We start from the raw sequence: 9,460 nt of genomic DNA, 5'->3' as shown, positions 1-9,460 counted from the left end.
ACATGCCGAATGAAGATCCAGCCGAGCAACGCCATCGAAAACGGTTTGACGAACCAGTTCACAACGAGGGTCACGCCGATACCGCGCCACTGACTCTTCACCTCGATCATCGCGGCAAAATCGATCTTGACCAGCATCGGGATGATCATCACCCAGATCAGCACACCCACAGGAAGATTGACGTGCGCCACTTCCATGCGGCCGATCGCTTGGAAGACTTCAGGGGCTACCTGTCCCGCCAGGATGCCGCCAACGATGCAGAGCGCGACCCAAACGGTCAAATAACGCTCGAAAAAACCAATCGCTGGCCGTGCGTGGCCGATCGCTGAATCAGTGCTGCTCATCTTGCCTCACGGGGTATCTGCGCAGCAGTTGGGAAGATCGCTCGCGGCACATGATGCGCCGGCGCAGCAGTTCTCCGTAAGGAAACCGATCAGCCCCGACATCGCGTCGAAATTCGCTGTGTAGATGATGAACCGCCCCTGCTGACGCGACTTCACCAGCTCAGCAAGTGACAGATCCTTAAGGTGGAACGACAGGCTGGAAGGGGAAAGCCCGAGCTGCTGTGCGATTTCACCGGCCGCCATGCCGGGCGGCCCTGCGACAACCAGCAGGCGGAAGATCGCCAGGCGGGATTCGTGGGCAAGCGCGCTCAGCGCGCGCACGACGAGGTTTGAGTCCATGCCCGCAACGATAGCTGAGTCGCCCCCACATTTCAAGCGCCGTTGAAATGACGGTGATCCGAGGCCATGGCAAGCGAGAACCGGATGTTCCGGGACCGCCGTCGCGCGCACAAAGCGGTCCCTCAGCGGGCGAAAGCGTGGGTCGCGTTGGGTCGAACTTGGTCCGGCGCGTGCTGCTGCTAGCCGCAACTTGCGTCGCTTTTGGCGAATCGCATGAGCAGGATCATGCGCAAGCCCTTCGTACAGTATTCCGCGAGGACCGCCGCCGCCTGTCGTATCTGCATGATGAACCGGGCGGCAAGCCGCCACGCGAGTGCGATGCGCATCGTTACGTTGCCCGGATCAGCGCAATGATTTGCTCCAGACGTGCAGGTTTTACAACGCGACGATCAAGCCCCGCGGCCCGGATGCGTTACTTCGCTCCGGGTTGCCCGTATCAGTGCGGCGATGAGCAGTTCCGACCCGGCCCTTTCTTCACTGACTTCTTCCCTGAGACGTCTGGCGTTCGGCGCCTTACTCACCGCATAGCAGGATGCCGCGCTTCGAGCTGCTTTCCCGCGGGCGCCGCTGCGATCGTGACTCTGATTGCCTGCGCGTTGCGTCACTGCCCCGGTACTCCCGCTGGCCATGACCCGACCAGTGACGACTGGATGCGATGCTGACGATTTCCCAGGTCGGGACGCTCACGACGAGTGTGGCGATCTCGGCGGGCGTGAACCACCGGCATTCGCATATCTCGCTTGCCGGCTGCGGACGTGCGTCGTCATCCAGATCGGAAACAAACACGTGATGAAGCTTGCTCAGACCTCGGAACAGCCATAGGTATTCGAGCGGGCCAACGTCAACGGAAATTTCTTCCCGCAGTTCGCGACGCGCACAGTTCAAAGGCGTTTCGTCGACGCGAATTTTGCCGCCTGGCAGGGCCCAGCGCACACTCCTGCGCACGAGCAACACCTTGCCGTTCCTTCGGCAGATGACGGTTGCTCTGTCTTTCATGGTCTTCTCCACACCCACTGTTCCCGCAACCCCGGCTCGCCGCACGACGGCATGGCGTGGACCAGGCCGCTGCGGTCAACTGCATGACGGTTGACGAAATTCATCAGAAATTAATGACCGTCATAAAGCAAGCACCGCACCTGCACTGCGACTCGGGACCAGGCCGGATCGTTGCCGCGCTATGAGCCGGTGCAGAACAGCAACGCGCGCAAAAAGAACAATTCGTGGAGGGAAGGGGTCGAGACATCGGTGAAACTATGGACGCAGTTCCAAGACAGCCATGCAACCGCGCCGCTGCATGCTGGCGGCGTATCAGGAGCGGAACGGCCCTTGCTCGTTTTCGTGCACAAACCATTCGAGGCTGGAACACCATGAAGAATCCAATCGATAATCAGCGCCGGCCCGTCACGCCCGCGCCGTTCCTGCGGATGTCGACCCCCGCCGAGCCCTCCGCCGAAGATGAGGGCGACGACCTCGACGATCTGCTCGATGAGACTGGCGCGGTAACGAACCGAAGCAACGGCAAGACGGGAACGGAGACCAAGGCGGAGCCTGATCCGAAGCCCAAGCCCACGCAATAGGCGGCGGTGCAGCCCAATTACATCGAACCGCAGCCGCGCCCGGCGATGGCGAGGACATTGCGGCATACCTACGACCGCTTGATGTACGCCTTCAACCCCGCAGCGACCGTCGCGAAGGTCACCGCACAACGCGCGCTCTCTCGCAGGTCCTCGTGCATCGCGACCCACGTGTCCATCGTCAGCGAAAAACTGGTCGGCAATACTCGTACGAGCGCCTTGTCGCGCGCGGCCAATGCCGACTGGCACACGCCAATCCCAAACCCTGCGCGTATCGCGCTGAGCTGCGCCAGATCGCTGTCGGCGCGAAACGCCAGACCCGCACGGGAGAACACCGGAAATTGATCCTTGAACCGCCGGATGTATGCGCTCTCGCGATCGTAGCCAACGATCGCGTGGCGAGACAACTCATCCATCGATCTGGGCGTGCCATGCGCTGCCAGATAGTTTTTGTGAGCATGCAAACCGAGTTCGATCGCGCCAACGCGTTTGGCCACCAATGCGTGCTGTGTGGGCCTGAGCATGCGCACCGCGATGTCCGCCTCGCGATGCAGTAAGTCGTCCACCGTATTCGACAACACCAGTTCAACCACAAGTTCGGGATGCGCGTTGCGCAATGCCACGAGGATAGGAGGAAGCACCTCAACGCCAATCACCTCGCTTGCGGTCAGTCGCACCGTACCGCGAACGCCTGCCCCATGACTGCTGGCTACCCGAAGCAGTGCCGCGGAGGTCGCGGCCACGCTGGCCGCAAATGGTCTCAGTTCGAGCGCAGCATCGGTAGGCGCGAAGCCGTCGAATGAGCGCGTGAAAAGCTTCAACGCCAGTGCCGATTCCAGACCGTCGATGTGACGGCCAATGGTCGGTTGAGATACCCAACGCACGCCCGGCGGCTGACAGCGAACCTGTCTCCAGCACTGCCAGAAAAGTGCGGTACCACTCCCAGTTCGGTTCACGTCGAATCATGCTATTCGTTTTCGTATAGAGGCGATGCAACTCTAGGCAATTTTCGTTTGGCCGTCCATTGAGCACACTACGGCTTCCAGCGGCAGAACCATCCATGTCTTCGAGCCAGAATAAACACCGCCGCTACCTGTCGTTCTGAACTTTCGCCCCAAGGAAAATCACTATGTCCAAAGTAGCTCTGTTCGGCGCCGCAGGCGTCATCGGTCAAAGCATTGCGTCGGCGCTGCGCAGCAACGGGTGCCCATATCGCGTCGTCGGTCGCAACGAAGCAGGTCTGCGCGAAGCATTCGGTGCCGATCCGCTCGCGCAGATCGTCACGTGGAACCCGGATTCGCCCTCGTCGGTGCTGGCCGCCGCGACAGACGTCGACACGCTGATCTATATGGTCGGCGTGAACTATTGGCAATTCGAGCTGCATCCCGAACTGATGCGCAAGACGATCGATGGTGCTACCGCCGCCGGGGTCAAAAACATCATCCTGATCGGCACCGTGTACCCCTATGGCAACGCAGAAGCGACGCCCGTGCGCGAAGACCATCCGCGCCAGCCGCACACGTTCAAGGGCCGCATGCGCAAGGCACAGGAGGACCTCCTGATGCAGGCGCATCGAGAAGGCCGCGTCAACGCAACGGTCCTGCGTTTGCCGGACTTCTATGGGCCCGGCGTGCAAGCCAGTCTGCTGCACAGCGCGGCGCAGGCTGCGGTAAATGGTGGCACGGCGGACATGGTCGGGCCGATCGACCGCCCGCACGAGTTCGTCTTCGTGCCGGACGTGGGTCCAGTGCTCGCGCGGCTGGTCGATACCCCCGCAGCGTTTGGGAAAACCTGGCACCTCGCCGGCGCGGGTATCACGACGCAGCGCGAACTGGTGTCGGAGATGGAACGCCAGACCGGCAACAAGTTGAAGCTGCGCGTGGCGCACAAAACGATGCTGCGGCTGATGGGCATGTTCAACCCTTTGATGCGCGAGATGGTCGAAATGAACTACCTGATGACCGACCCGCTGATCATGGACGATTCGGCGCTGCAGCAATTGATCGGGCCGATCCAAAAGACATCTTATGTCGAAGGCATCCGGCAGACGCTCTTCGCCGCGGCAAAGCCCCGCGCGCTGACCGCCGCAACGTGACGGTCGAGACGAACCCACTATTTCGCGAGCCACACAGCAATTTCCTTCAATACATCGCCCGCCAGCCTCTCTACCGTTGAGCATCGCAATCGCTTTGCACTCACACGTACCGAGGCACCCGATGACCGCATTACTTTCGATGGCAGCGTTCGCGCTCGCCTGTTCGATTTCTCCTGGACCGGTGAACGTCGTCGCACTCAGCGCCGGCGCGCAGCACGGGCTCGCCGCGAGTCTGCGGCACGTGACCGGCGCGACCGTCGGCTTCACCGCGCTGCTGTTGTTGATCGGTCTCGGTTTGCATGCATTGCTCGCGCGTTTTCCGAATCTGATCGAAATCGTCAAATGGGCTGGCGTCGGTTTTTTGCTTTATATGGCCTGCAAGCTCGCCATCGATAACGGTCAGCTCGGCGCGGACAAGCCGGCTCGCGGACCGTCGTTCGCATATCGCGCGGCGATGCAATGGCTGAATCCGAAAGCATGGCTCGCGTCGCTGGCGGGCATGGGCGCGTATGCGGCCAATGGCGACGGCAAACTGGTCTGGCAATTCGCGGCGCTCTACTTCGTGATCTGCTACCTGTCGATAGGGAGTTGGGCCTGTGCCGGCACGTTTCTGCGCAAGTACCTGCGCGACGCGAAGCGCGTCAGGCGGTTCAATCGCGTGATGGCTGGGCTGCTCGCGGCGAGCGCGCTGTATCTGCTGGTCGAGTAACGCGGAAGCACTTCAGGCCGCGGCGGCGAGAGCAACGGCAAGCGCATGCTCAATTGCGATATTGCCCCGGCGTCGCCGCAACGAGCCGTTTGAACGTCCGCTGCAAATGCGCCTGATCGGCGAAGCCGGCGTCGAGCGCGACCTCGGCGATCAGCCGGCCGCGCCGCAACTGCGCGCGGCTGTACTGGATGCGGCGATTGATCAGATACGCGTGAGGCGTCATCCCGTAGCGTGCGTTGAACGCGCGAATCAGATGCGACGCGGACAATCCGGCCGCCTCGCAGACGTCCTCGAGTTTCAACGCGCGCGTGCAATTTTCGGCGATGAATTCAGCGGCGCGCGCGAGCGCGGCGCTCGCATTACGGTCGGGCACGCGCGCCGGATTGAGCTTTTGCTGCACGGCGGAGAAAAAAGTGATCGCCGCGCTTTCTTTGCGCAGTGTGTCGGCGTCATGGTCGGCGAGAATCGCGCATAGCCGGTTCACGCCGTCGAACAATGCCCCATCGAGCGTCATGGTCGGCGAGAACGCGCGGAACGCGTGATTCTCGCTAAAACCAAGTTCGTGCTGCAGCTTCGTCAACCATGCAACGTCGACATGCAGCATCCGATACGACCAGCGCTCGGTGGCGACCGGATTGCACGCGTGAACGTCGTCGGGGTTCATTAGCACGACCGCGCCTGCGCCGATCCATTCGCTCGCATGGCGGTTCAGATAGACGCTGCGGCCACCCGTTACCGCGCCGATCGAAAAGGTTTCGTGCGAGTGCTTCGCATAGCAGATGTCGCGGCCATCATCGATGGAACGCGCCTCGATGAACGGCAGTGCGTCGCTGCGCCAGAAGCGCGGCGCAGATGCGTTGTTCGCTTCGAGTGCCGCCTCGGTCGTCGTGCTCATGCGCATGCTCCGATAGATCGATCGACTTCGCGGGGGTAGTCGCGAAGCCTCTGTATCGTAGCCGTCAACCGCATGGTCAACAAGCAGACGCGCGGCGCGGTTCGTCAACCACGTCGCGCGCCGCATCGGCGCGCCTACTTCGCGCTCACGTCGATATTGCCGAGATACTTCGCGGCCAGCGCCTTCACGGTGCCGTCCGCCTGGACCTTCGCAATCGCGGCGTTCAACTGATCGCGCAGCGCGGTATCGCCCTTGCGGATGCCGTATGCGATGCCGCTGCCGAGAATCTTGTCGTCGCGTACCGGCTGGCCGACGAACGCATAGTCCTTGCCTTCCGGCTTCGACAGAAAACCCGTCTGGCCGGCGGGCGCGAGCACCAGCGTGGCATCGAGACGGCCCGCCGTGAGGTCGGTGTACACCTGGTTCTGGTCCTGATATGGCAGCACGGTCACGCCGTCCGGTTCCCAATGCGCTTTCGCGAAGGTCTCCTGGATCGAGCCCTGCAACACGCCGACGCGCTTGCCCTTCAGCGATGCCGGCGTCGGCAGCAGACCGCTGTCGCGCCGCGCGATGAGTTGGGTCGGCACGCGATAGACGACCGTCGTGAAGTCGATCGCCTGGCGGCGCTGGTCGGTCGCGTTCATCGCCGAATTGATCGCGTCGAATTTGCGGCCCTGCAGCGCGGGAATTAGTCCGTCAAACGAAGTTTCGACCCACTTGCACGTCATATGCGCGGCCGCGCAGACGGCATTGCCCACGTCGATATCGAGCCCTTGCAGCTGGCCGCCCGGGCCTTTCGATTCGAACGGCGGGTACTGCGCTTCGAGACCGAAACGCAACGTCGCGGGATCGGCGGCGCTCGCGTGAAACGGTGCCGCGAGCGACGCGCATGCGCAGGCGAGCGCCAGCAAAGGTTTAAGCAACTTCATAGCAGATCCCTTCTTTGTTTCGAACGCTTCGGTGATTCATTTCAGTGGTTTCGGTGAGTTCCAACGCATCACCGACGCCGGATGATCCACCACGCATAAAGAGGCGACGATCATACCGCGTCCCAAAAAGCCGCTTGACAGCAGCTTGCACGGGCGCACGGTCAGATCTCACACAGGCGCCGCGCGCCTTCGATCAGCGTTGCGTCGTCCTTCGAAAAACACAGACGGATCAGCCCGCAATCCGTGCCGTCGCTATAAAAAGCCGACAGCGGAATCGTCGCGACGCGCGCATCGCGAATCAGGCGCAGCACGAAATCGCTGTCGCTTTCATCGGAGAAAGCGCGGAAGCGCGCGAGCATGAAAAAGCTGCCTTCGCTCGGCAACAGCTCGAAGCGCGATTCCCGCAGCGCATGCGCGAGCAGATCGCGCTTTTTTTGATAGAAGCCGGACAGGCCGAGATAACTGTCGCGGTCGGCGAGCGCGTCGGCGAACGCGTACTGCATCGGCGTATCGGCGGAAAACACCATGAACTGATGGACCTTGCGGATCTCATCCATCAGCGCCGCGGGCGCGAGGCAGTAGCCGACGCGCCAGCCGGTCACGTGATACGACTTGCCGAACGACGACACGATCACGCTGCGCTCGGCCAGCTCCGCGTGGCACGCCATGCTCTGATGCCTGGCGCCATCGAACACCACGTGCTCGTAGACCTCGTCGGCCAGAATCACGATATCGGTATTGCGGGTGAGCGCTTTGAGCCGCTCGATATCAGCGTCGCTGAAAATCGTCGCGGTCGGGTTGTGCGGCGTGTTGATGATGATCATGCGTGTCTTCGGCGTGATCGCGGCGGCCACTTCGTCCCAGTTCACGCGGAAATCAGCGAGCGACAGTTTGATCGCGACCGGCGTCGCACCCTGCAAACGCACGATCGGGCCATAGCTGTCGAACGACGGCTCGAAGTAAATCACTTCGTCGCCCGGATGCACGAGTGCGCTGATCGTCGAATAGAGCCCTTCGCTCGCGCTGGCCAGCACGGTCACTTCGCTGGCTGGGTCGTAGCGTACGCCGTACAGCGTTTCGACTTTCTCCGCGAGCGCGTCGCGCAGCGGGCCAATGCCGGCCATCGGCGCGTACTGGTTGTGGCCGGCGCGCATCGCCTGCGCGACGCTGTCGACGAGCTTCGGGTCCGGGGCGAAATTCGGCGCGCCTTGCGACAGGTTCAGCGCATCGTGTCGCGCGGCCAGTTGGCCGATCACGGTAAAAATCGTGGTGCCGACGTCCGGCAGTTTCGAGCGGGCATGCATGGCGCTCTGCATAAGACTTTCTCCGTTTCTTCAGCCCGCAGCGCCGCGCGAACGGCGGCCGGGGGCGGGTCCTTCCGGTCTGGTGATTAGGCATCAGCCAAAGAGCGGTCACAACCGAAACTTTGTCATGCGCGGCATGCGTTTTCGTCATGGCTCGCGCGCCGCCGCTTTGCGCCGGGCGCAGGCAGTGCGATCCCGGTTTCAGGGGACGCGATGGGCAGTCTGACGAACGGGGAAAATCGCGGAGGTATGACGGAATGTGATGGGGGCCGCGCGGATGCGGAAACGGCCGCGAGTGCGGCCGTTTCGCTATCTGGCGGAGTTCGCGAAGCTCCGGCTCCAGGTCCTTATAGGGTGTTGAGGCCGGTCAGGCATCGTCCATCAGACGAACCTTGACCTTGCGGCCTTTCAGCTTGCCCGCGCCGAGCCGGCGCACCGCCTCGCGCGCGATGCTGCGCTCGACCGCCACATAGGTCGACATGTCGGTGACGTTGATCTTGCCGATCTGCGAGCCTTCGAAACCGGCGTCGCCGGTCAGCGCGCCGAGCACGTCGCCCGGACGGATCTTGTCCTTGCGGCCACCGAGGATTTGCAGCGTTTCCATTGGCGGCAGCAGCGGTCCGTCGCTCGCGGGCTTCAGTTCGGCAAGCTTGTGCCATTCCACTTCGCGCTTTTGTGCCTGTTCGATCCCGCCGACCCGCCCCATCTCGTCCATGCTCGCCAGACTCAGCGCCCAGCCGTCCTGATCGGCGCGACCGGTGCGGCCGATACGGTGCACGTGCACTTCCGGGTCAGGCGTTACGTCGACGTTGATCACCGCCTCCAGTTGCGCGATGTCGAGACCGCGCGCGGCCACATCGGTCGCGACCAGCACCGAGCAGCTGCGGTTCGCGAACTGGATCAGCACCTGATCGCGCTCGCGCTGATCGAGTTCGCCATGCAGCGCGAGCGCGTGAAAGCCTTGCGCGCGCAGCACGTCGAGCAGATCGCGACACTGCTGCTTCGTGTTGCAGAACGCGATCGTGCTGACCGGACGATAGTGGTTCAGCAGCAGCCCGACCGCGTGCAGACGCTCGTCTTCGGTCACTTCATAGAAGCGCTGACGGATCTTGCTGTCGTCGTGCCGCTCGGCGAGTTTGATTTCCTTCGGATTGCGCAGGAACTGCTGGCTCAGCTTCGCGATGCCCTCGGGATACGTCGCCGAAAACAGCAGCGTTTGCCGCTCTTTCGGACATTGCCGCGCGACCTTCGCGATGTCGTCGAAGAAACCC

General features: G+C 62.4%; 10 protein-coding genes and 1 pseudogene. 3 read left to right on the top strand and 8 right to left on the bottom strand.

Annotation, left to right across the window (positions count from 1 at the left end; translation table 11 throughout):
• The 3 genes from VGH68_RS25475 to VGH68_RS25465 form a co-directional block, all read right to left on the bottom strand.
• Positions 1–344: arsenic resistance protein (locus tag VGH68_RS25475; RefSeq protein ID WP_414696990.1), on the bottom strand; the 344-nt coding region annotated here is incomplete at its 3' end.
• Positions 345–350: 6 nt separating this feature from the next.
• Positions 351–683 (bottom strand): metalloregulator ArsR/SmtB family transcription factor, encoded by a 333-nt coding sequence (locus tag VGH68_RS25470; RefSeq protein WP_331606485.1) that lies wholly within the window; start codon positions 681–683, stop codon positions 351–353.
• Positions 684–1,196: 513 nt separating this feature from the next.
• Positions 1,197–1,679 carry an NUDIX domain-containing protein gene (locus tag VGH68_RS25465; protein WP_331606484.1) on the bottom strand — a complete coding sequence of 161 codons (483 nt, stop codon included), beginning with the start codon at positions 1,677–1,679 and terminating at the stop codon, positions 1,197–1,199.
• A 371-nt stretch (positions 1,680–2,050) separates the two neighbouring features.
• On the opposite strand from VGH68_RS25465, the gene VGH68_RS25460 reads away from it, so the two are divergent.
• Positions 2,051–2,260, top strand: a complete 210-nt coding sequence (locus tag VGH68_RS25460; protein WP_331606483.1) for a hypothetical protein — start codon at positions 2,051–2,053, stop codon at positions 2,258–2,260.
• A 68-nt stretch (positions 2,261–2,328) separates the two neighbouring features.
• Here VGH68_RS25460 and VGH68_RS25455 read toward each other — a convergent pair.
• A pseudogene (locus VGH68_RS25455) lies at positions 2,329–3,223 on the bottom strand (LysR family transcriptional regulator).
• A gap of 163 nt (positions 3,224–3,386) precedes the next feature.
• Between VGH68_RS25455 and VGH68_RS25450 the strand changes: the two are divergent.
• Positions 3,387–4,352: an NAD-dependent epimerase/dehydratase family protein gene (locus tag VGH68_RS25450; protein ID WP_331606482.1), complete on the top strand. Its 966-nt coding sequence runs from the start codon at positions 3,387–3,389 to the stop codon at positions 4,350–4,352.
• Between the two features lie 121 nt (positions 4,353–4,473).
• Entirely contained in the window at positions 4,474–5,061 is a 588-nt protein-coding gene (locus VGH68_RS25445; protein WP_331606481.1) for a LysE family translocator, read from the top strand.
• A 49-nt stretch (positions 5,062–5,110) separates the two neighbouring features.
• On the opposite strand, the gene VGH68_RS25440 is transcribed toward VGH68_RS25445, so the two are convergent.
• The 4 genes from VGH68_RS25440 to VGH68_RS25425 form a co-directional block, all read right to left on the bottom strand.
• Entirely contained in the window at positions 5,111–5,956 is an 846-nt protein-coding gene (locus tag VGH68_RS25440; RefSeq protein WP_331606480.1) for an AraC family transcriptional regulator, read from the bottom strand.
• A 134-nt stretch (positions 5,957–6,090) separates the two neighbouring features.
• Positions 6,091–6,885 (bottom strand): ABC transporter substrate-binding protein, encoded by a 795-nt coding sequence (locus VGH68_RS25435; RefSeq protein WP_331606479.1) that lies wholly within the window; start codon positions 6,883–6,885, stop codon positions 6,091–6,093.
• A 161-nt stretch (positions 6,886–7,046) separates the two neighbouring features.
• Positions 7,047–8,201 (bottom strand): pyridoxal phosphate-dependent aminotransferase, encoded by a 1,155-nt coding sequence (locus tag VGH68_RS25430; RefSeq protein ID WP_331606478.1) that lies wholly within the window; start codon positions 8,199–8,201, stop codon positions 7,047–7,049.
• Positions 8,202–8,556: 355 nt separating this feature from the next.
• Positions 8,557–9,460 (bottom strand): helicase-related protein (locus VGH68_RS25425; RefSeq protein WP_331606477.1); only part of this gene is annotated, 904 nt, incomplete at its 5' end.

It is taken from the genome of Paraburkholderia sp., assembly GCF_036488505.1.
Lineage (GTDB): Bacteria > Pseudomonadota > Gammaproteobacteria > Burkholderiales > Burkholderiaceae > Paraburkholderia.
This window is presented reverse-complemented; position numbering and strand designations above follow the sequence as displayed.